The sequence below is a fragment of the Pseudomonas sp. NPDC089996 genome, from assembly GCF_044748405.1.
GTDB lineage: Bacteria > Pseudomonadota > Gammaproteobacteria > Pseudomonadales > Pseudomonadaceae > Aquipseudomonas.
This window is the reverse complement of sequence record NZ_JBIVGA010000006.1, coordinates 94,190-112,937: the sequence shown is the minus strand read 5'-3', so window position 1 is coordinate 112,937 and position 18,748 is coordinate 94,190. Positions and strand designations below refer to the sequence as shown.

At 64.8% G+C, this 18,748-nt stretch carries 17 protein-coding genes; 8 read left to right on the top strand and 9 right to left on the bottom strand.

Annotated features, from left to right (window positions below):
• Nucleotides 1–2: 2 nt before the first annotated feature.
• Nucleotides 3–818 carry a gamma-carboxygeranoyl-CoA hydratase gene (locus tag ACIPW4_RS12425; RefSeq protein ID WP_400658188.1) on the top strand — a complete coding sequence of 272 codons (816 nt, stop codon included), beginning with the start codon at nucleotides 3–5 and terminating at the stop codon, nucleotides 816–818.
• Nucleotides 815–2,767 carry an acetyl/propionyl/methylcrotonyl-CoA carboxylase subunit alpha gene (locus ACIPW4_RS12420; RefSeq protein WP_400658186.1) on the top strand — a complete coding sequence of 651 codons (1,953 nt, stop codon included), beginning with the start codon at nucleotides 815–817 and terminating at the stop codon, nucleotides 2,765–2,767. The genes ACIPW4_RS12425 and ACIPW4_RS12420 overlap by 4 nt, the downstream gene beginning before the upstream one ends.
• Before the next feature lie 133 nt (nucleotides 2,768–2,900).
• Here the strand turns inward: ACIPW4_RS12420 and ACIPW4_RS12415 are convergent, their stop codons facing one another.
• Nucleotides 2,901–3,608 carry a LexA family transcriptional regulator gene (locus ACIPW4_RS12415; protein ID WP_400658184.1) on the bottom strand — a complete coding sequence of 236 codons (708 nt, stop codon included), beginning with the start codon at nucleotides 3,606–3,608 and terminating at the stop codon, nucleotides 2,901–2,903.
• Between the two features lie 88 nt (nucleotides 3,609–3,696).
• Between ACIPW4_RS12415 and ACIPW4_RS12410 the strand changes: the two genes are divergently transcribed.
• A complete protein-coding gene (locus ACIPW4_RS12410) occupies nucleotides 3,697–4,008 on the top strand; it encodes a DUF6124 family protein (RefSeq protein ID WP_400658182.1) in 312 nt (103 codons plus the stop codon).
• Nucleotides 4,009–4,453: 445 nt separating this feature from the next.
• Entirely contained in the window at nucleotides 4,454–4,969 is a 516-nt protein-coding gene (locus ACIPW4_RS12405) for a DUF4880 domain-containing protein (protein WP_400658181.1), read from the top strand.
• Here ACIPW4_RS12405 and ACIPW4_RS12400 read toward each other — a convergent pair.
• Nucleotides 4,949–5,266, bottom strand: a complete 318-nt coding sequence (locus tag ACIPW4_RS12400) for a hypothetical protein (protein WP_400658179.1) — start codon at nucleotides 5,264–5,266, stop codon at nucleotides 4,949–4,951. The genes ACIPW4_RS12405 and ACIPW4_RS12400 overlap by 21 nt on opposite strands.
• Before the next feature lie 228 nt (nucleotides 5,267–5,494).
• Between ACIPW4_RS12400 and ACIPW4_RS12395 the strand changes: the two genes are divergently transcribed.
• On the top strand, nucleotides 5,495–6,643 hold the full coding sequence (locus ACIPW4_RS12395; RefSeq protein ID WP_400658177.1) for a M14-type cytosolic carboxypeptidase: 1,149 nt from the start codon (nucleotides 5,495–5,497) through the stop codon (nucleotides 6,641–6,643).
• A gap of 313 nt (nucleotides 6,644–6,956) precedes the next feature.
• Here ACIPW4_RS12395 and ACIPW4_RS12390 read toward each other — a convergent pair whose 3' ends face one another.
• From ACIPW4_RS12390 to ACIPW4_RS12360, 7 genes are read right to left on the bottom strand one after another with little or no spacing between them, the layout of a single operon-like run.
• Entirely contained in the window at nucleotides 6,957–7,922 is a 966-nt protein-coding gene (locus ACIPW4_RS12390; RefSeq protein WP_400658175.1) for a spore coat protein U domain-containing protein, read from the bottom strand.
• Nucleotides 7,919–10,312: a fimbria/pilus outer membrane usher protein gene (locus ACIPW4_RS12385; protein ID WP_400658173.1), complete on the bottom strand. Its 2,394-nt coding sequence runs from the start codon at nucleotides 10,310–10,312 to the stop codon at nucleotides 7,919–7,921. Before ACIPW4_RS12385 ends, ACIPW4_RS12390 begins: the two co-directional genes overlap by 4 nt.
• A 12-nt stretch (nucleotides 10,313–10,324) precedes the next feature.
• Nucleotides 10,325–11,095 carry a molecular chaperone gene (locus tag ACIPW4_RS12380; RefSeq protein ID WP_400658171.1) on the bottom strand — a complete coding sequence of 257 codons (771 nt, stop codon included), beginning with the start codon at nucleotides 11,093–11,095 and terminating at the stop codon, nucleotides 10,325–10,327.
• A gap of 39 nt (nucleotides 11,096–11,134) precedes the next feature.
• Nucleotides 11,135–11,638, bottom strand: coding sequence for a spore coat U domain-containing protein (locus tag ACIPW4_RS12375; RefSeq protein WP_400658169.1), 504 nt, complete (start codon nucleotides 11,636–11,638; stop codon nucleotides 11,135–11,137).
• A gap of 3 nt (nucleotides 11,639–11,641) precedes the next feature.
• Nucleotides 11,642–12,175: a spore coat protein U domain-containing protein gene (locus ACIPW4_RS12370; RefSeq protein WP_400658167.1), complete on the bottom strand. Its 534-nt coding sequence runs from the start codon at nucleotides 12,173–12,175 to the stop codon at nucleotides 11,642–11,644.
• A gap of 19 nt (nucleotides 12,176–12,194) precedes the next feature.
• Entirely contained in the window at nucleotides 12,195–12,731 is a 537-nt protein-coding gene (locus tag ACIPW4_RS12365; RefSeq protein ID WP_400658165.1) for a spore coat U domain-containing protein, read from the bottom strand.
• 30 nt (nucleotides 12,732–12,761) lie between these two features.
• Nucleotides 12,762–13,289, bottom strand: a complete 528-nt coding sequence (locus ACIPW4_RS12360; RefSeq protein WP_400658163.1) for a spore coat U domain-containing protein — start codon at nucleotides 13,287–13,289, stop codon at nucleotides 12,762–12,764.
• A gap of 282 nt (nucleotides 13,290–13,571) precedes the next feature.
• On the opposite strand from ACIPW4_RS12360, the gene ACIPW4_RS12355 reads away from it, so the two are divergent.
• Genes ACIPW4_RS12355 through ACIPW4_RS12345 form a run of 3 tightly spaced genes read left to right on the top strand, consistent with a single transcriptional unit; the run spans nucleotide 13,572 to nucleotide 18,699 of the window.
• Nucleotides 13,572–15,821 carry an ATP-binding protein gene (locus ACIPW4_RS12355; RefSeq protein ID WP_400658161.1) on the top strand — a complete coding sequence of 750 codons (2,250 nt, stop codon included), beginning with the start codon at nucleotides 13,572–13,574 and terminating at the stop codon, nucleotides 15,819–15,821.
• Nucleotides 15,822–15,836: 15 nt separating this feature from the next.
• Nucleotides 15,837–16,298, top strand: coding sequence for a response regulator (locus ACIPW4_RS12350; RefSeq protein ID WP_079227241.1), 462 nt, complete (start codon nucleotides 15,837–15,839; stop codon nucleotides 16,296–16,298).
• A 13-nt stretch (nucleotides 16,299–16,311) separates the two neighbouring features.
• Nucleotides 16,312–18,699 (top strand): response regulator, encoded by a 2,388-nt coding sequence (locus ACIPW4_RS12345; RefSeq protein ID WP_400658626.1) that lies wholly within the window; start codon nucleotides 16,312–16,314, stop codon nucleotides 18,697–18,699.
• The last annotated feature ends 49 nt before the right edge of the window (nucleotides 18,700–18,748 follow it).

The window sequence follows — 18,748 nt, the reverse complement described above, 5'->3', positions numbered from 1 at the left end:
CCATGAGCGATTTCAGCACCCTCGAACTGACCCGCGACCCACGCGGCTTCGCCACCCTGTGGCTGAGCCGCGAGGACAAGAACAACGCTTTCAACGCGCTGATGATCCGTGAGCTGATCGTCGCCCTGGATCAGCTGGCCGAGGACGCCAGCCTGCGCTTTCTGCTGCTGCGCGGCCGTGGCCGGCACTTCAGCGCCGGCGCCGACCTGGCCTGGATGCAGCAATCGGCGCAGCTGGACTTCAACACCAACCTCGATGACGCCCGCGAACTCGGCGAGCTGATGTATGCCCTGCACCGCCTCAAAGCGCCGACCCTGGCCGTGGTGCAAGGCGCGGCCTTCGGCGGCGCGCTGGGCCTGATCAGCTGCTGCGACATGGCCATCGGCGCCGAAGACGCCCAGCTGTGCCTGTCGGAAGTACGCATCGGTCTGGCCCCGGCGGTGATCAGCCCGTTCGTGGTCAAGGCCATCGGCGAACGCGCCGCACGCCGCTACGCCCTGACCGCCGAGCGCTTCAGCGGCGTGCGTGCCCGCGAACTGGGCCTGCTGGCCGAGGTGTACCCGGCCGGCGAGCTGGATGCACAGGTCGAAGCCTGGGTGAGCAACCTGCTGCAGAACAGCCCCCAGGCGCTGCGCGCCACCAAGGACCTGCTGCGCGAAGTGGACGACGGCGAACTCAGCCCGGCCCTGCGCCGCTACTGCGAAAACACCATTGCCCGCATCCGCGTCAGCGCCGAAGGCCAGGAGGGCCTGCGCGCCTTCCTGGAAAAGCGCCGCCCCGCCTGGCAAACCGACGACAAGAAGGAGCCGCGCCCATGAGCCGCCCCGCTTTGACCACCCTGCTGGTTGCCAACCGTGGCGAAATCGCCTGCCGGGTGATGCGCACTGCCAAGGCCATGGGCCTGACCACCGTCGCCGTGCACAGCGCCACCGACCGCGACGCGCGGCACAGCCGCGAAGCCGACATCCGTGTGGACCTGGGCGGCAGCAAGGCCGCTGACAGCTATCTGGTGATCGACAAGATCCTCGCTGCGGCCAAGGCCAGCGGCGCCCAGGCCATCCACCCGGGCTATGGGTTCCTGTCCGAGAATGCAGGCTTCGCCCGCGCCATCGAAGCGGCCGGGCTGATCTTCCTCGGCCCACCGGCCAGTGCCATTGATGCCATGGGTAGCAAGTCGGCGGCCAAGGCATTGATGGAAGACGCCGGCGTGCCGCTGGTGCCCGGCTACCACGGTGAAGCTCAAGACCTGGACACCTTCCGCGCCGCCGCCGAACGCATTGGCTACCCCGTGCTGCTCAAGGCCAGCGCCGGTGGTGGTGGCAAGGGCATGAAAGTGGTCGAGGAAGAAAGCCAGCTGGCCGACGCCCTGGCCTCCGCCCAGCGCGAAGCGCAGTCGTCGTTCGGCGATGCGCGCATGCTGGTGGAAAAGTACGTACTCAAACCGCGCCATGTGGAGATCCAGGTATTCGCCGACCAGCACGGCAACTGCCTGTACCTCAACGAACGCGATTGCTCGATCCAGCGTCGCCACCAGAAGGTGGTCGAAGAAGCACCGGCGCCGGGCCTGTCCGCCGAATTGCGCCGGGCCATGGGTGAGGCCGCGGTGCGTGCAGCCCAGGCCATCGGCTATGTCGGTGCCGGCACCGTCGAGTTTTTGCTCGACGCCCGTGGCGAGTTCTTCTTCATGGAGATGAACACCCGCCTGCAGGTCGAACACCCAGTCACCGAAGCCATCACCGGCCTCGACCTGGTGGCCTGGCAGATTCGCGTGGCCTGTGGCGAGCCGTTGCCGATCACCCAGGCGCAGGTGCCGCTGATCGGCCATGCCATCGAGGTGCGGCTGTATGCCGAGGACCCGGCCAATGAATTTCTCCCGGCCACCGGTACGCTTACGCTGTACCGCGAATCGGCACCAGGCGAAGGCCGCCGGGTGGACAGCGGGGTTAGCGAGGGCGACGTGGTGTCGCCGTTCTACGACCCGATGCTGGGCAAGTTGATAGCCTGGGGTCAGGACCGTGAGCAGGCACGTCTGCGCCTGCTGGCGATGCTCGACGAATTCGCCATTGGCGGGCTGAAGACCAACATCGCCTTCCTGCGCCGCATTCTCGCTCACCCATCCTTTGCCGCGGCCGAGCTGGATACCGGTTTCATTCCCCGACATCAGGACGTGCTGCTTCCCGCACCTCAAGCACTGCCTGTGGGGTTCTGGGAGGCTGCAGCCGAAGCCTGGCTGCAGGGCCAGGCACCTCACCAGCGTGCCGACGATGCCCGCTCGCCGTGGGCCGAACGCAATGGCCTGCGCCTGGGATTGCCGGCGCGCAGCAGCCTGCACCTGGTGAGTGGCGGCGCAAGCCAGGCGGTGGCCCTGGAACGCAATGCCGCCTCGACCTGGCAGCTCGAGGGTGAACAGCTTGGCCATGATCAGAGCGGTATCCGCCGACGGCACCTGGCAGTGCGCCGTGGCGACACGCTGTTCTTGAGCTGGGAGGGCGAGATGCATGCGGTGCAGGCGTTCGACCCGATCGCCCAGGCCGAAGCCAGCCACAGCCACCAGGGCGGGCTGGGTGCGCCGATGAACGGCAGCATCGTGCGGGTGCTGGTGGAGACTGGGCAGGTGGTGGAAGCCGGTACGGCGCTGGTGGTGCTCGAGGCGATGAAAATGGAGCACAGCATTCGTGCGCCCCATGCCGGGACGGTGAAGGCACTGTTCTGTCAGGAAGGGGATATGGTCAGCGAAGGGACGGTGCTGGTCGAGCTGACCGAGTAAAGCAACCGGGGGGCCGCTTTGCGGCCCTTCGCGGGCACGCCCGCTCCCACAGGTTCACCGCTGTGCTCGGGCCTTGCGAGACTTCTGTGGGAGCGGGCGTGCCCGCGAATGGCTGCAGCGCAGCCCAAAAACACTAGAAAACACCGTGTACTCTCACGACCACGCCAAGAAATTCGCAGCCCGCTTCGCACACCAACGCCGGATAGCTGCCGTTCAGCGCCTTCAGGTACTGCTGCCCACCCTCCTCGGCCAGCTCACGCAGGATTGCCGTTTTCCCTGGCTGCCGGGCAATCACCAGTCGCCCCGGCTCCGCCTCCAGCCCAGGGTCCACCAGTATCCGCATGCCTTGCGGCACGCTGCGGCCGCTGGACGTGCTCATGGCATCATTTTCCACGGTCAGCCAGAACGCCTTGCCCTGAGCCAGGTAATCGGTCTGTTCGAACACACCAGGCTCGGTCAGCGCTGCAGTGCCCAGCTCATCCCACGCCAGCAGCGGGTAACGGAAGCACACGATGTATTGCATGAGGTCGAGTTCGCCTTCAGCCTCATCCATATCGTAGTTGCCACGCTCTTCGCCCACCTGCCCCTGGATGCGCAGCTGCAGGCTGACACTGTAGTGAGGCATGCCGATCTCGACGAACGTGCGGTTCATCGACTCGATCTTCGGCTGGCGCCGCTTGTTCACCCAATGCCCGACGCTGCCTTGAGACACGCCAACGCGCTCGGCAAGCTGCTCTTGAGTGAGCTTGAGCTCCTCCATCCGGTCACGGACGAGGGCAATCCATTTATCCATATTCATCGCTGGCACGATACGGACTGCCTTCTGACGCTCAATAAACATTCGGTATTATTTATTATCGCTCACAAAAATACTCACGGTATTACTATGAGCCTGAACCCTTTCCCTATTGGCTCTAGCAGGTATCAGGATGAAACCACCGAAAGACGACGTAACAGATCTGGACAGCGAAGCAGCCCGTCGCGCCCTCGACTACTACCTGAACCCCAACCCCACGCGCCCCAGTTTGCACAATCAGATCTGGACGTTGCACCCAAACGTGACTGCCGAGCAGGCTCAGGACCACGCCATCGAGTTGCTCCGCTGCGCCGCCGCAACCGCCCAGGAAACCGCCAGCCACCAGGAAGGCAGCACCCGCGAGCTGACGTTCGCGCTGATGCACATGATCGATATGGCCAGGGCCCTGCTGGAGCACAGGCGCGCGCTGCAGAACGGGTTGTAGGCACTGGAAGAAGGGAGAAGCGTGATGGCCCGCCAGCCATGAAAAGCACCGGCGAAAGGCCCCGCTACGGGGACAAGGAAGCGCATCGGTAAAATTTTTTACCGAATAAATGAAAATTCATTTGACTGGCAAATGATAACGATTATTATTGCACTCAGCTGATCGCGAGATCCGCTGGATAACCTGGAGCTTAGGTCGCTCTCAGATTATCTCCTCATCAGGCTAATCACGGTTTTTGACCCGGCTTTTTGCCGGGTCTTTTTTTTGGCTCTTCAGGCTAATGAAGATCGTTGATGGCGCGCATGATAGCAAAAGTGTTTCAGAGCGTGAACGCTCATTACAAATCTTTGCGGAATCAGCACTTGAGAATCAATCTCGTTTCGCCTACGCTGTTTCTGCGTCAAGGACGATGCCCCCATCCCTACCCCCGAGCAAGGAGCTGTTCATGAGCCGTCTGCTGCTGCCCCTTGAACACCCAACGCCTGCCAGCGAGCATGCTGCCGAGAATGAGCTGCTTCATGCGCTCAAGCGCCTGCCTCGGCGCGTGCAGCAGGTGTTCCTGCTCAACCGCCTGGACCAACTGGACTTTGCCAGTATCGCCAAGCGCCTTGACCTCCCCCTGCTCAGTATCGAACGCAACATGAACCAGGCCCTGCAAGTGACGCAACCGCGCGGGGATGCTTTGGCCGGTATGGCCGTGCAATGGTATGTGCGGCTGCAGAATCCTGAGGTGACCTCGTGCGAGCGCATCGATTTTCGCCGCTGGCTGGATGCATCACCTGCGCACCTGCAGGCGTTTCACGAAACCGAGCTGCGCTGGCGCAGCTTGCTCGCCCCTGCGCGGGAACTGGGGCAGGATGGCTGGTACCAGCAGGGGCGTGCAGCGATTTCGGTAGGTGGGTGTTCGGTGGCGGTTGGTTTGGGCCTGGCTGCGCTACTGCTATTTGGGTATTGGGCCTGAGTCACAAACCCGCTGGCACCGCTCCAAACCTTTCAGATAGATAAGCAAATACCAGCCCGCGAGGCTGCAGGCGATAAAGCCCAGCGCCAGGCTCATTGGCAAGCTGTTCCTTATGGATGCCACCAGCATGCTGGCGCCCCCTGCACTAGCGCCTTGGCTAAGCACGAAGCACCCGCAGCCCACCGCCTGTAGTAAACGAAAGGCCATGAAGCCTTCGTAACTGGTTGCGAAGATGCATCCCGCCGCACCTGCAATGGAAACCACGAGACCAGCAATCAGCAGACGTTTTCGCCCCATCCGGTCGAGAGCGGACCCATGATGGTTTGTGAAAAGGCGACACCAATGGCGAACACGGCATTCAGCAGCTGAGCTGCCATGAATTCCTCAGCCCATTCTGATTTGTTTACTCAAGTTGCAAATCAAAGAGTGATCGCGATCAAGGCAAGCGATCCAGCCCTTCTCCCCACACGCCCCACCCTCAAGCGGTGTACAGTACCCCCACAACAATTCCCAAGGAGCCCGCCAATGACCGTGACGCTGTCCCCCCTGCAAATCGACTGCGATTTCGATTCCGGCAACATCCAGGTCCTGGATGCCAGCAACCCGGTCCAGGTGCGCCTGGCCATCCGCCCGGACACAAATAGCGGCCACTTCCAGTGGTTCCACTTCAAGGTCAGCGGCCTCACCCCGGGCCAGGTCCATCGCTTCAGCCTGGAAAACGCCAGTGAGTCTTCCTACAAGAATGCCTGGAGCGGCTACAACGCCGTGGCGTCCTACGACCAGCAGACCTGGTTCCGTGTGCCCAGCCAGTTCGACGGCAAGGCCCTGTCGTTCGAGCTCGAGGCCGAGCAGGAGCAGGTCTGGTTCGCCTACTTCGAACCCTACCCGCGCGCGCGCCACAACCAGCTGATCGAGCGTGCCCAGCAGATCCCGGGCGTCGAGCTGCTGGCCCACGGGCGTAGCGTGCAAGGCCGGGATATTCCGCTGCTGCGCGCCGGCGATGGCGCCGCAGGCAAGCGCAAACTGTGGCTGATCGCCCAGCAGCACCCGGGTGAGCACATGGCCGAGTGGTTCATGGAGGGGGTGATCGACCAGCTGCAAGCCAATGGCACCGCCGTTCAAGAGCTGTTGAAAAAAGCTGACTTGTACTTGATCCCGAACATGAACCCGGACGGTGCCTTCCTCGGTCACCTGCGCACCAACTTCAAGGGCAAGGACCTCAACCGGGCCTGGCAGGACGCGAGTATCGAGTTCAGCCCGGAAGTGTTCTTTGCCCAGGCGCAGATGAAGCAGTACGGGGTGGATGCGTTCATCGATGTGCATGGGGATGAAGAGATTCCACACGTGTTTACCGCAGCCTGCGAGGGCAACCCGGGGTATACGCCGCGGCTGGCCAGGCTGGAAGAGCAGTTTCGCACGACCTTGTGCAGCGTGACCCCGGACTTCCAGACGGTGCATGGGTATACCCGCGACGAGCCGGGGCAGGCGAATACCACGCTGGCGTGCAATGCGGTGGGGATGGCCTATGACTGCCTGTCACTGACGCTGGAAATGCCGTTCAAGGACCACGACGATGCGCCGGAGCCGGTAGCAGAGTGGTCGGGCGCGCGGTCGAAGGCGTTGGCCGAGGCGGTGCTGGAGACCCTAATGAAGATGGTTGACGATCTGCGCTGAGCAGGAATGCCCTCTTCGCGGGACAAGCGGGCTCTCATGGAACAGATCACAGCTATCTGATTTAACGAGAACTCTGTGGGAGCGGCTTTAGCCGCGAACACCGGCAAAGCCGGTGCCATCCACCGCGTCGCCTGCTTCGCGGCTAAAGCCGCTCCCACAGGTTATGGCGGCGCCCTTGCGGACATTGTTCCGTCTGCGACAGCGCAGCCCGCAGGGCTGGGTAATCTTCCACAGGTATGACACAGACGTTGAGGCAAGTGGACGACCTGTGGGCGGGCTTGCCCCGCGAAGAGGCCAGTGCAGGACTACGCCATCAGAACTGCACATCCAGAATCACATTGTCGAGGTAACTCGCCGCCGGCGGTGTGGCCTGGTCGGTATAGACCTTGGCGTTGTAGTTGAACACCTGGCTGCCAGTCCCGGTCCCATTGCCGGGGTTCACATCGGCATCGCTGCTCGAGCGCCGGGCGGTTGTCAGCGAACCCCAGCGCACCGTGCCGGCACTCTTGAAAATGTCATAGGCCAGGAAGTTGCCCGCCGTGGACTTCATCCGCCGCCGCCCGCCCGATACGTTCTCACCATCATTCAAGCCCACCGTGTAGGCACTGCCTTTGGTGCATGACAGGCTGACGCTCTGGTTCACCGTACCGAACCCGGCCACCACCGGTGCACTGCCGAAGCTGATGCTGGGCGTGGTGATCTGGCAGTCGTTGGTCACGGTCAGCGTTACCCGTAGCGTCTGGGTACCAGCGCCGATATCGCGCCCCAGGCAGATGGCACCAATGCCGATCCCCGAGCAGTAGTTCCAGCTCCACGCCACGGTCAGGGTTTCCTGATAGACCCCGGCGGCGACGTTGCTGCCGATCTGGGTGCGGAAATAGAGCGGCACAGACTTGGGCGTGGTGCCGCCAAGCAGCCCCAGCAGGTCGAGGATGCCGGTGCGGGCGAAATCATAGGCAACGCCGCGGGCAACCGGGTAGTTGGTCGTGTTGTCGCCATACACGGTGTATGGAATGACATCGCCCGTGGGGCCGACCAGCCCACTGCTGGTTGAGGTGATGGTGGCGTAGAAGTGGTCGGTGGAGCTCAGCAGGCTGAGCAACGAGCCCGTGCATTGCAGCCCGGAATTGGTACTCGAAGCATTCTGGACCGCAGTACGTACCAGGGTCGAATTGACCGTGCCGAACGCCGCCGGCGCGGTTGCCACCGACGAGCACAGCGCCCAGGCGGAACCTGCGGGCAGCAACGCCAGCAGAAGACCGCAGAGCAGGCGCCTCATCGGCACACCAGTGGGCCGATCAAGGGGATCGAGCCTTGCGCCTGCGGCAGGTCGAATTCGACCCGGCACAGCCCGCCGTCTTCCAGCGTCACCTGCAGACGGTTGTGCGGCGACAGGTTTTCCAGGTATACCAGGCCATCCCAGCCGACCACCGCCTGGCCGCCGCTTTCCTGATGAAGGACCTTGCTGCCCAGCTTGAGCGGTTGCCGGTCAGCGCCGACCAGCTCGATGCTCGCCGCCAGCACACGCTTGAGGGCAAACTCCAGCAGGTAACCGCTGCCGCGGCGCACCGCCACCCGCTGTTCGACTTCGGCCGCCAGCACATCAGGTGGCAAGTCCATCGGGTCGATTTCATATTTGCCGCGGTAGTAGCCGCTGCTGTAAGGCACCAGCAAATGGCCGCTGCGGTCGGTGCGGCCGATTTCCTGGTTTTCGTAGCGCACCGGCACATCGGCATAACCGCTGGTGCTGACCACCACGAAAGCATCGTCGATGCGGTTGGCGGCGTACACGCCGGCGCCCATCCACACCAGCGAGCCACTGGCGTCGGCCCAGCGGGTCATCTCGCCGCTACTGCCGTATACGCCGGCCTGCACCTGCACCGATTGCAAGCGCCAGGTGACATCGGCCTGGCGATAGGCATCGCGGTCGCTGCTGCCGGCGTAGCCGAGGTTGTAGCCGACACCGCCGCCCACGGGCACGGCGCGGCTGTAGTTGACCCGCTGCAAACGCTCGCCGTCCTTGCTGCGTTCGGTGCTCACCGCCAGGGTGCTGCCGAAGTAGAACGGGATCACCACCTGCGCCTGCACCGCCCAGCTGCTGTCGCCGACCTCACGGTTGGCCGACAGGTACAGGCTGCTGTTGCCCCACAGCGGCTTGCTCCAGCTCAGGTTGATCAGCCGAGTGCGCGTGTCGTCGCCGGCGCGCACATCGAAATAGCCGGCACCAAGGCTGCCGTATTGGTCGAGGTTGACGCTCAGCGTCACCTGTTCGCTGCGCTGGCTCAGTTGCATGTCGGGCATGTCGACCCGGCTCAGGTCGGAATACTCGCCATGGCGCTGCAGGCGCTGGTAGCTGAAGCCGATGCGCTGGCTGTTGTACTGATAGCCGAGGGCGACCTGGTGGCCCTTTTCGCCTTCGAACTGGCTCTGCGCCAAGGCCGCATTGAGCACGCCGAACGTACCCAGGCGCATGTTGCCACCCAGGCCACCATGCAGCAGTGACTCGGCGGTCTCGACATGGGTTTCCAGGGTGAAGTTGTCGCTGATGCCGTGGCGCAGGCTGGCCGAGGCAACACCTGCGCCGTAGCCGAAATCTTCCACGGCATAGTCACGGCGCAAGCTGCCAGCGGCCACCGAAAAGTCCGACAGGCCCTTTTGCAGCAGGCTGCTGGTGACGTAGAACGGCAAGGTGGTGGACACCTGGCGGCCAAGCGCGTCGGTGGTCACCACCACCGCCTCGCCGGCACCGTTGATGAACGGTACGTTGGTCAGGGTGTACGGGCCTGGCTGCAGTTCGGTGGTGCTGGACTTGTAGCCATTGATGAACAGGTCCAGCGAGGTCGGCACTGCTGCTTCACCGGCAAAGGCCGGCAAGGGATAGGTCACCAGGTCCGGACGTGCACCAAAGTCACGCGACAGCTGCAGGCCCCCGACCCGCACCGAACTGGTCCAGGGCAAGGCCCCGGTCACGAAGTCACCCGCCTCGTACGTCAGCAGGCGTTGCTCGTCGGTGAAGCGCCAAGTGGTGTCGTAACGCAGGAAGCCCTGGCGGTTGGCATCGGCCTGCGCGCCATTGAACGACTGGCGCCACTGGCCGGTGGTCGAGAAGGTGCCCCAGCTGTCGAACAGGCGCAGCTCGTTCCAGGCTGCCAGGTACGTGCCCCCGTCATCGGTGTCGTTGAGGTAGAGGTCGTAGTTGAACAAGGCACCAAAGCTGCTGCGCGCCTCGCTGGCAGGGTACAGGTTGCGCTCGCCGACCTGCTGGTCCGGCAGCCAGGCCGGCGGCACCTGCAGCAGCAAGCGCTGATTCTGGCTGTCGTAATCGGCATGCAGGCCGGCCACATCGTCCAGCGCCACCTCACCCTGCGGGTCGCCCGGCAGCTTGACATCGAGCTTGCGCAGCTCCTCGCTGTCCAGGTACAGGCGCCCGGCGCGTTGCTGCACCGGTACCAGCTCAGCCCTGGGCATCTGGTTCACCAGCAGGTCGAGGTACAGCGTGGCGTCGGCGACGGCGGTGGTTTCGCTGGGCGGGGGCGGCAGGTCGTCGGCCAGCGCAACGCAGGGGCCGAACAAGGTCAGCCCCAGGCACCAGCGGCGCGACGCCCGCGACAGCCATCTCACACACGGATTCCGACCATTGCCGGGTCCTCCATGGCCCTTGCCCTTCATTCAGTAACGGGCTCATTGCCCTTGCCGGATCGCTTCGGCCGTTTCCTGGCCGTTCACCCTCCCCTTGATCACGCTGCCAGCGTTCGGCACGACCGGTGCCGGCCAGCGCATGCTGGCACCTGGCAATACATAGCCGAGCAGGCCTTCGGCCAAGGGCTTGCCCTGGCCGCCGTGCTGCACCACCACATCGGTCAGGCGCGCATGCACAGGGCCGGTATTGCGCATTTCCACATAGGGTTTGCCCTGCACCGTCACCGGACGCCAGCTGAGCTGCGGCTTGCCCACACCGTCGCGCTGGCCTTGCGGGTCGGCCTTGCCCCATAAGCCTTCGCCATAGACGAACAACGGCACCGAATAGCGCATCTGCAGGCGGATCGCCGCCGTGGTGCCCTGGCTGCCGGCATCGGCGGGCAATGGCGAAGGGATTTCGTCGATGATGATGCGATAGGCCTGTTCCTGGCCGACCGGTGAGCTAGCGGTGCGGGTCAGGCGGATCAGCTGCTTTTGCCCTGGGGGGATGTTGGCCACTGGCGGGCTGCCGATGATTTCGCGCTGGGCCTGAAACTGCTCCTGGTAGTCGCCCTGGCGCCAGGCGAACACCCGTACCTGTAGGTTGGCCGGCGCCGTGCCGCGGTTTTCCAGCCACAGTGCACCGGCCTTCTGGTCCGCCTCCAGGACCGGATCGATCGGCCAGATCAGCACCGACGTGGCCGCGCCCACCGGTAGGCTCGCCAACAGCGTCAGCCCGATCAAACCCTGCGCCCACTTCGCGCCTGCCCCCATGCAACCCTCCTTGATTTATTGTTCTCGGTGCCGGCGCGTTCACCAGGTCACCGTCACTTGCACGACATCGGTGTAGGTCCCGGCCGGCAAGTTGCCTGGCAACTGGGTACGGCCATACACCGGCAACTTGATGGCCGTGGCGTCGGTGTAGCTCACCGTGACGTTCTGGCCGATCCCCAGGGCCTGGCTGTAAGCCGCGTCCTGGTACAACTGATAGGCAAGCACCTGGGTGCCGCCGCTACGCTTGAGATTGCGCGTACCGCTGGCGCTGTTCTGCCCAGCATCGAGGCTCATGCTCAGGGCCACGCCCGGGGTGCACTGGAAGGTCACCGTGGTGCCGCCCAGGGAGGTGCTGAGAATGCCGGTGGACAACGCTGACTGGGTGCCGAAGTTGAGCACGCCATAGCTGGTCACCCCGCCCACCACCAGGCAGCCGGCGACAATCTGCGCGCTCACCTGAAAGGTACTGGTGGTTGCCGCATCCAGAGGCACGGCCATCAGCATGCCAACACCGATCAGGCACCCGCCGAAACCGCTGCGCATGGCTCAGAACGACAGCTCGACCGCCACCGTGTCGGTGTACGTCCCGGCAGGCAGGCCTGCCTTGCCCCGCGCCTGGCCGTAAAGGTTGACGGTCTGCGCCACGCCGGTGCTGGTCGGCAAGGTGATAGTGCCGTCAATGGCCAGCAGCGTGGTGCGCCCGGCATCGGTGTAGAAGTCGTACGGGACGAAGTTGCCGGCACCATCGGCCAATGCGCGGGTACCTCCAGTCGACTGGCCGTCATGGGACCCGGCGCGCACGCGGATCGCCGGCACCGTACCGGCCGAGCAGAGGATGCTCATCGCACCGCCACCACCGCCCAGCACCTGGCCGTTGGCCGTGGTGAACAGGGCTTCCTGGGTACCGAAGTCCAGGGCACCGAAGTTCAACCCCGAAGTACCGCCAGCGCCATTGACCTGGCACGCCGAGGTCAGGGTCAGGGTCGAGGTGATGGTCCCGGTCACCGTGGCGGCCTGGGCGTGAGCAGCCATGGCCAGGCCGAGGCCGGCGAGCATGCAGCGGGTGAAAGTCGTTCGCATCGGAGTCTCCTTGCGTCGTTTACCAGTCCAGGGTCACTCTCAGGGTGTCGCGGTACAGCCCGGCCGGCAGTGAGCGCGGTTGCGCCACCACCACACCGAAGATGGGAATGGGGATCTGCTCGGTACTGCTGATGATGAAGGCGCGGGCCTGGCCGATGCCGTAACGGCTGTTGCCGCCGGGGTCGACCGCCAGTTGGTAGGGGATCATTTCGCGGCCGTTGCTCAGCCGTCGCACGCCATCGTCGCCATTCAGGCCACCGTTGATGCGCACGTTGAACGCCCGCACCTCGGGGGTGCAACTGATCTGCAGGCCGCCCTCGCCGCCCGCCTCGTCGACCCGGCTGCGCAGCGGCGCATCCCAGTTCGGGCCGCGCTGGCCGAAGTCCATCAGCCCGGGGTTGCCGAGGGTGGCAGGCGGCTGGTCGCCGCTGTCGATCTGGCAGGCGGCGCTGATGACCAGCCGCGCCTCGATGAAGCCAGTAGTGGTGCCATGCACCGCGCCACTGGGCAATAGCAGCGGGCCGAGGCTGAGCAGCAGGAGCGAAGTGCGCTTCATGGCGTGACGTCCTTGTGCATGGCGGCCTCGTTACCAGGTGACCGTGACTGTGAGCAAATCGGCGTATTGCCCGGCGCGTGGCACCCAGGCCAGCTTGTCGATGCGGGCGTAGAGCGGCAGCGCCACTGAACCGCTATCGGGTACACGTGCGGCATGCGGCTCACCGACGGCCACAGGCTCGCGCCAGGCGGCATCGCGGAACAGCCGATAAGGGATCGGCCTGGCCTTGGCGTCGCCACTGGCCAGGAAGCGCAGCTCGCCGACACCGCCATGCTGGCCACCGTCGACCCGCACCTGATAAGGCGTATCGGGGTTGCATTCGAGGCGCGGCGGGCGTTTGTTGAGCAGTACGCCACTCAATGGCGCATTCACACCGTCCAGGCGAGCGACAGCGCCCAGGTCGATCCGACCCAGCGCCTGGGCACCAGCGTCACGTTGCTGGGTGACCAGCATGCAGCCGCGCTGCACCAGCACCCGCACCTCGACCAGAAAGTCTGCCGCCACGGCACTGCCGCTCAAAAGCAGGCCAAACAGCGCGGCCACCAAGCGTTCCGTCACTGGATGTTCCTTGTTCCTCTATCATCAATCTGAGCGTAGCAGCAGGTGACGGAGCCGTGATGGCGGGGTGCCATTCTTTTGTGTTAACGACAAAGTTTCATCTTGCCCGCCAGCGCCGGCCCAAGAATTTTCTGCGCAGCAGCGAACCCTCGCCCATCATGCGCCTCCAATGGCAAAGAGCCGGCAAGACGGCCCACATTTCTGTTACGGTGTCCGGCGGCCAACAGCCGGCACCAGACGCATGCGGCACGCATGGAAGAACATCACAGGAGCGTTTCATTGATGACTGCACACAATGCGCTCGCCGCCGCCGTTGAGCGCTGCGCTCAGGAGCCGATCCAGGTGCCCGGCAGCATCCAGCCGCACGGCTTTCTGCTGGTACTGGATGAAGGCGACCTGCGCATCCTCCAGGCCAGCGAAAACGTCCAACGCTGGTTGGGCGTATCAGCGCAAGAGCTGCTTGGCAGCACCTTTGCCGACGTGGTCAGCGCAAGCTTCGACTTGCGCGCCCAGCTCGAACGCCTGCCCGACGAGGAAGCCTTTCCGTTTCATATCGGCGATGTGCGCCTGCGTCAGGGTGCTCCGTGCGGCGAGCCCCTACGCCTGCTGACCCACCGCCACGATCAGGTGCTGATCGCCGAATTCGAGCCCTTCCGTCTGCCTGCGGACCTGGCCGGGCAAGGCGACTACTACCCGCTGGTGCGTGGCTTCGTCAGCAGCCTGCACAATGCCGGCAGCCTCGAAGAACTGCTGCAGCAATGCGTGCTGCAGGTCAAGCGCATCACCGGGTTCGGTCGGGTCAAGGCATACCGCTTCGATGCCGAGGGCAATGGCCAGGTGCTCGCCGAGCTGGCCGATGACGGTTACCCGCGCTACCTCGGCCTGTGTTTCCCGGCCTCTGACATTCCGCGCCAGGCCCGCGACCTGTACCGGGTCAACCGCATCCGCGTGATCGAGGATGCCGACTATCAGGCCTCCCCGCTGGTGCCTGCGACCAACCCGCGCACCGGCAAGCCTCTGGACATGAGCTTCGCCGCCCTGCGCAGCGTGTCGCCGGTGCACCTGCAGTACATGCGCAACATGGGCACCCTGGCCTCGATGTCGCTGTCGATCGTGGTCGATGGCCAGCTGTGGGGCCTGATCTCCTGCCACCATGCCGAGCCGCGCGCGGTCGAATTCCGTACCCGCACCGCCTGCGAACTGCTGGCCAGCGTGCTGTCGCTGCAGATCGAGACCCGCGAGTCCCACGCCAGGACCCGTCAGCTGCTCGACCTGCGCCAGCACATCGTACGCATGATCTCGTCGATGGCCGACCACGACAGCGTCAGCGACGGCCTGCGCGAGCTGCCCGAGGTGCTGCTGGCGTTCGCCAATGCCAGCGGTGTGGCGGTGATTTCTGCCGAACGCTGCGACCTGATCGGCCAAACCCCGCCGCCGGCCCAGATCAATGCACTGGTGCACTGGCTGGGCCAGCGCGGCGAAGACACGGTGTTCCACAGCGACAACCTGCGCCGCGACATCGATGAGCTCCCGGAGCTCGCGGCCCATGCCGGTGGCGTGCTGGCGGTCGCCATCTCCCAGATTCATTCGCACTACCTGCTGTGGTTTCGCGCAGAACAGGTGCGCACGGTGGACTGGGCCGGGCGGCCAGACAAGGCAATCGGCCCCCAGGGCGCGCTCAACCCACGGCACAGCTTCGAGCACTGGCAGGAGCAGGTCAGTGGCTATTGCGAGCCCTGGAACCCGCTGATCATCGAAGGCGTGATCGAACTGCGCACGGCCGTGCTCGGCATCGTCCTGCGCAAGGCCGAGGAGCTGGCGCAACTGGCCAACGAGCTGCGCCGCTCGAACAAGGAGCTCGAAGCCTTTTCCTACAGCGTGTCCCACGACCTGCGCGCGCCGCTGCGGCACATCGCCGGCTACACTGAACTGCTGGGCGAAATGGAGGGCCAGGGCCTGAGCGAACGCGGCCGACGCTTCCTGCAGCACATCGAAGAGGCGGCGCACTTTGCGGGCAGCCTGGTGGACAACCTGCTGAATTTTTCGCAGATGGGCCGCTCGGCGCTGCGCCTGTCGGATGTCGACCTCAATGCGCTGGTCGACGCCATCCGCCAGGAGCTTGCCCCCGACTACGAAGGCCGCGATATCGTCTGGGACATCGAGCCACTGCCCAAGGTCATCGCCGACCCGGCGTTCATCAACATGGCCCTGCACAACCTGATCGCCAACGCCATCAAATACACCCGTGGCCGTGAGCCCGCCCACATCACGATCAGCGCCCGGCATCACCAGAACGAGACCGAGGTGTACATCCGTGACAATGGTGTAGGCTTCGACATGGCCTACGCAGGCAAGCTGTTCGGGGTGTTCCAGCGCCTGCACCGCATGGAAGACTTCGAAGGCACCGGGATCGGCCTGGCCAGTGTAAGGCGGATCATCGAGCGCCATGACGGCCGAGTCTGGGCCGAAGGCCAGGTCGATCAGGGCGCCAGCTTCCACTTCACCCTTCCCCGTCACCCGGCAACCACCTGAGGCACCCGAATCAAAATGCTCAAACCTATCCTGCTGGTCGAAGACAATCCTCGGGACCTGGAGCTCACGCTCCTGGCCTTGGAGCGTAGCCAGTTGGCCAACGAGGTCATCGTTTTGCGCGACGGCGCCGATGCCCTCGACTACCTGCTGCGCCGCAACGCCTACGCCAACCGCGACGATGGCAACCCGGCCGTCCTGCTGCTGGACCTGAAACTACCCAAGGTCGATGGCCTGGAAGTGCTCAAGGAAGTGCGCGCCACCGCTGAGCTGCGCAGCATCCCGACGGTGATGCTGACCTCATCGCGTGAAGAACCCGACCTGCTGCGCGCCTATGAACTGGGGGTCAATGCCTACGTGGTCAAACCCGTGGAGTTCAAGGAGTTCGTCGCGGCGATTTCCGACCTGGGGGTGTTCTGGGCGGTACTCAACGAGCCGCCACCCGGCTCGCTGCGCCTGAACCGTCGTGGCAGCAACTGAGGCCCGCGCACCGATGTTGCCGACACCGCTCAAACTACTGATGGTCGAAGACAGCTCGATGGACGCCGAGCTGACCCTGATGCGCCTGGAGCGCAGCGGGTTGCAGGTGCAATCGCAACTGGTGTTCGACCACATCGGCGTCGAGCACGCGCTGCAGCAGGCCAGCTTCGACCTGATCCTGTGCGACTGCGTGCTGCCGGGCTCGTCCGGCACCGAGGTGCTGGCCATCGCCCAGCGCCTGGCGCCCGACACGCCGTTCATCTTCCTCTCGGGCATCTACGGCGAAGAAAACGCGGTGGAGATGATCCGCCTGGGCGCCACCGATTATGTGCTGAAGAAGAACCTGCCACTGCTACCCAAGGCCGTGCGCCGGGCGCTCACCGAGGTGCAGGAGCGCCAGCGCCGCCGGCGTGCGGAGGAAGCCCTGGCCGATGTCGAGGCACGCGCGCGCATTGCCATCGATGCCGCCGGCATGGGCACCTGGGACTTGCGCCCGCTAGAGGGCCAGCTGGTCTGGGACGACCGCTGCAAGACCCTGTTCGGCCTGCCGGTCGACACCGAGATGAACCTGCAGGTGTTCTATGCCGGCATCTACCCCGAGGACCGGGCCAAGGTGCGCGAAGCGGTCGAGCACGCCATGCGCCCGGACAGCGACGGCCTGTACCGGGTCGAGTTCCGCATTGCCCAGCCCAACGGCCTGGAGCCACGCTGGCTGCTCAGCAGCGGCCAGTGCCAGTTCGTCGACGGCCAGTGCACGCGCTTCTCCGGCGTGCTGCAGGATATCCATACCCAGCGCCAGGCGACCCAGGCGCTCAGGCAGCTCAACGAGATGCTCGGCGAACGGGTCGAGCGCCGCACCCGAGAACGCGACCGTGCCTGGGAGCTGTCCCAGGACTTGCTCGCAGTGCTCAACAAGGACCTGACCCCGGTGGCCCTCAACCCGGCCTGGGAAGCCAGCCTGGGCTTCACCCGCGAGCGGCTCAGCCAGGCCTCGCTGTTGCACCTGTTGCCCGAAGCGGACCAGGAAGCGCTGCTCACCGAGCTGGCCGCGCTCGCCCACGGCCGCACCAGCGCCCGTTTCGTCGGCCGTATCCAGCATGCCAGCGGCCAGTTGCGCTGGCTGTCCTGGGTGGTGGTGCCGGAAGACACCTTGCTCTACGTGGTGGCGCGGGACATCACCAGCGAGCGCGAAACGGCCCTCGGCCTGGCCGAGGCCAATACCCGCCTGCGTGAACAGATCACCGAACGAGAACGCATTGAAGCCGCGCTGCAACAGATGCAGCGGCTGGAGGCCGTCGGCCAGCTCACCGCCGGGGTCGCCCACGACTTCAACAACCTGCTCACGGTCATCCTCACCGGCGCCAGCTTCCTTGAGCGCGACCTGGCCAAAGGTGACCTGGACAAGGCCCGCAGCCGCCTGACGCACATCCGCGAAGCCGGTGAACGCGGCGCCAAGCTGACCTCCCAGCTGCTCGCCTTCTCCCGTCGCCAGCGCCTGGAGCCGGTGCCGCTGGACCTCAACCGCACCCTCAGCGGCCTGGAAGAGCTGTTGCGCCGCACCCTCGGCGGCAACATTCTGGTGCGCCTGGACCTGGACCACTGCCTGTGGCATGCGCTGACCGACCCGACCCAGACCGAGATGATCATCCTCAACCTGGCGATCAACGCCCGCGATGCCATGCCCGAAGGTGGCCAGCTGACCCTGTCGACTCGCAACACGCGGATCAAGGCCCGCCCGCAGCGCCCGGAAGATCCGGAAGCCGGCGAATACGTGATGCTGAGCATCCGCGACACTGGCTGCGGCATGAGCGAAGAGGTGCTGGCCAAGGTGTTCGAGCCGTTCTTCACCACCAAGGATATCGGCAAAGGCTCCGGCCTCGGCCTGGCCCAGGTGTTCGGCTTCGCCAAGCAGTCCGGGGGTGGCGTGCGCATCGATACCGAGCCTGGCCATGGCACCCAGGTCGCGGTGTACTTCCCGGCGGTGAAGCAGGAAATCGCCGTCGACCCTGTCTCGCCGAGCGCCACCCAGACATTCGACATCACAGGCCGGGACCGCACGGTATTGCTGGTGGACGACGACCATCTGGTGCGCGACATGCTCGGTGACGTGCTGCGCCAGTATGGCTATCAGGTGCGCCAGGCGCACAGTGGCGAGCAGGCCCTGGCCCTGCTGGACGACGGTATCGACCTGCTGCTGACCGACTTCGCCATGCCTGAATTCAACGGCGGGCAACTGGCCCTGGCGGCGCGCGAACGGCATCCGCAGTTACCGGTGGTGTTCCTCACCGGGTATGCAGAACTGGAGGGCCTGGAGCTGCCGGGGAGCCTGGTGATGCAGAAGCCGGTGCAGGCCGACGAGCTGGCGCGGGTGTTGAATGAACTGCTGCGGGTGGCCGGATAGGTTTGCTTTGCCTGTACCGGCCCTTTCGCGGGCAAGCCCGCTCGTACAG

Excerpts from the sequence above, each read along its gene's own strand:
- ACIPW4_RS12415 (WP_400658184.1), bottom strand. The coding sequence starts at position 3,608 with ATGTTTATTGAGCGTCAGAAGGCAGTCCGTATCGTGCCAGCGATGAAT.
- ACIPW4_RS12385 (WP_400658173.1), bottom strand. The coding sequence starts at position 10,312 with ATGAAGGGCAAGGGCCATGGAGGACCCGGCAATGGTCGGAATCCGTGT.
- ACIPW4_RS12375 (WP_400658169.1), bottom strand. The coding sequence starts at position 11,638 with ATGCGCAGCGGTTTCGGCGGGTGCCTGATCGGTGTTGGCATGCTGATG.
- ACIPW4_RS12350 (WP_079227241.1), top strand. The coding sequence starts at position 15,837 with ATGCTCAAACCTATCCTGCTGGTCGAAGACAATCCTCGGGACCTGGAG.
- ACIPW4_RS12370 (WP_400658167.1), bottom strand. The coding sequence starts at position 12,175 with ATGCGAACGACTTTCACCCGCTGCATGCTCGCCGGCCTCGGCCTGGCC.
- ACIPW4_RS12380 (WP_400658171.1), bottom strand. The coding sequence starts at position 11,095 with ATGGGGGCAGGCGCGAAGTGGGCGCAGGGTTTGATCGGGCTGACGCTG.
- ACIPW4_RS12410 (WP_400658182.1), top strand. The coding sequence starts at position 3,697 with ATGAAACCACCGAAAGACGACGTAACAGATCTGGACAGCGAAGCAGCC.
- ACIPW4_RS12425 (WP_400658188.1), top strand. The coding sequence starts at position 3 with ATGAGCGATTTCAGCACCCTCGAACTGACCCGCGACCCACGCGGCTTC.
- ACIPW4_RS12355 (WP_400658161.1), top strand. The coding sequence starts at position 13,572 with ATGACTGCACACAATGCGCTCGCCGCCGCCGTTGAGCGCTGCGCTCAG.
- ACIPW4_RS12400 (WP_400658179.1), bottom strand. The coding sequence starts at position 5,266 with ATGGGGCGAAAACGTCTGCTGATTGCTGGTCTCGTGGTTTCCATTGCA.
- ACIPW4_RS12390 (WP_400658175.1), bottom strand. The coding sequence starts at position 7,922 with ATGAGGCGCCTGCTCTGCGGTCTTCTGCTGGCGTTGCTGCCCGCAGGT.
- ACIPW4_RS12395 (WP_400658177.1), top strand. The coding sequence starts at position 5,495 with ATGACCGTGACGCTGTCCCCCCTGCAAATCGACTGCGATTTCGATTCC.
- ACIPW4_RS12405 (WP_400658181.1), top strand. The coding sequence starts at position 4,454 with ATGAGCCGTCTGCTGCTGCCCCTTGAACACCCAACGCCTGCCAGCGAG.
- ACIPW4_RS12420 (WP_400658186.1), top strand. The coding sequence starts at position 815 with ATGAGCCGCCCCGCTTTGACCACCCTGCTGGTTGCCAACCGTGGCGAA.
- ACIPW4_RS12365 (WP_400658165.1), bottom strand. The coding sequence starts at position 12,731 with ATGAAGCGCACTTCGCTCCTGCTGCTCAGCCTCGGCCCGCTGCTATTG.
- ACIPW4_RS12345 (WP_400658626.1), top strand. The coding sequence starts at position 16,312 with ATGTTGCCGACACCGCTCAAACTACTGATGGTCGAAGACAGCTCGATG.